The following is a 1,596-nucleotide window of genomic DNA, read 5'->3' as shown; positions in this document are numbered from 1 at the left end:
GGCCGGCCACCCGGCCGCAAGAACACCCGGCCAACCCCACGCCACGACGTGCACACGGCCAGCAAAACGGACCCTCCAAAGCGACGAACGAAGAATCCAACGACCCCACGTCCACGCCGCACAGGTTAAAGATCAAGTTAGCTAAGCGCTGTCCCGTAAATGATCTACGACGTGTTCGTTGACCTGCCTGTTTCTTCGTTACCCGGCGAGGGTGAGGTTGTGCAGGCGGGCGATGCCGAGCATGGCATGATGTACGCCGTCGCCCTTGAGGCGGCAGTCGCGCAGGATCTTCCAGGTCTTCATCCGGGCGAAGGCATGCTCGACGCGGGCGCGGACCTTGCGGTGGGAGGCGTTGTGTTCCTCTTTCCAGGCCGGGAGTTCGGTCTGGCTTTTCTCGCGGCGGTGCGGCATGACCAGGCCGGTGCCCCGGTATCCGCCGTCCGCGATCACCGTGGTGCGGCCGACGGCGGCTTTCGCGCCGGACAACTCCCACGCCTTGCAGTCGTTGCGGTTGCCGGGCAGCGGCCGGCCGACCGCGACGACGAGCCGGGTGTCGGCGTCGATGACGACCTGATGGTTGGTCGAGTACCGGTAATTCTTCGACTGTTCGGCGACCTGGTGGTCACGCGTGGGGACCAGGGTGCCGTCCACGATCAGCACGGTGTCCTTGCGGAACCGCTGGCGGGGCTGGAGCGCCAGCGACGGGCCGAGGTGGTCGATGATGCGGTCGGCGGCCGACTTCGAGATGCCGAACAGCGGCGCCAACTGTCGCAGCGTCAGGTTGGTTCGCCAGTAGGCGGCGACCAGCAGGACGCGGTCCTCGAGCGGCAGGCTCCAGGGCCGGCCCTTGCGGACCGGGTCCGCCCCCTCGCGCCGCAACGCGTTGACCAGCTTGCCGAACTGACGCGGGCTCAGCCCGGAAAACGGGGCTATCCAGGACGGCTCCGAGGCCGTGATCACACCAGACACGACAAGATCATCTCACCCGTGACCAGCAGTTACGGGACAGCCTTTAGTGGACGGTAGGGCTACCATCGCTGGGCCATCGCCCATCCCGAGCACTTCCAGCTCCTCTACGGAACGCCGCTACGGGACTACGCGGCACTCATCGAAGGCCCGACCACCCAGGCGTCGCGTCGGATGAGTGCGATCTTCGAGCGCGAGATGTTCGACGGGTTCACCTCGGCGCAGCTCGCCGCAGTCGACACCCCCGCACTCTCACCCGCGCTCCGGGCCTATCTGGACCAGCTGCCGCATTACGGCCTGGGATATCTGCCGCCCCCAGCGACCGCGCTCCTGCTGATCGCGTGGGGACACCTGCATGGCCTCGTCGCCCTTGAGGTGTTCGGGCACACCTCTTTCCTCGGTGACCACCAGACTGAAATCTTCCGCACAGCGATGCGGGACCTGCTTGAGGACATCCACCGCCGGATCGCGGTCGCGCCGGCGCCACGCCCTTGAACCGGGCTGAAACTGCCAGGTCGAATTACTCACTCGAATGAGTGAGCCTTTTTCATCTTGATCAGGTGGCGAGTTCGAGGGCGACGACGGCACGGACGACAGCGGTGATCCGGGTGGTGCTGCAGCGGAGTTTCC

At 66.0% G+C, this 1,596-nt stretch carries 1 protein-coding gene and 1 pseudogene; one reads left to right on the top strand and one right to left on the bottom strand.

The features are described from left to right. Positions 1–198: 198 nt before the first annotated feature. Positions 199–969 carry a transposase gene (locus tag ACIOMQ_RS41425; protein ID WP_402192904.1) on the bottom strand — a complete coding sequence of 257 codons (771 nt, stop codon included), beginning with the start codon at positions 967–969 and terminating at the stop codon, positions 199–201. Between the two features lie 57 nt (positions 970–1,026). Here ACIOMQ_RS41425 and ACIOMQ_RS41420 point away from each other — a divergent pair. Beyond that, a pseudogene (locus tag ACIOMQ_RS41420) lies at positions 1,027–1,461 on the top strand (TetR-like C-terminal domain-containing protein); the annotation flags it as partial. Positions 1,462–1,596: the final 135 nt, after the last annotated feature.

Source organism: Streptomyces sp. NPDC087845 (assembly GCF_044742755.1).
Lineage (GTDB): Bacteria > Actinomycetota > Actinomycetes > Streptomycetales > Streptomycetaceae > Streptomyces.
The sequence above is the reverse complement of the archived record's forward strand: the minus strand, read 5'-3'. Positions and strand labels throughout refer to the sequence as shown.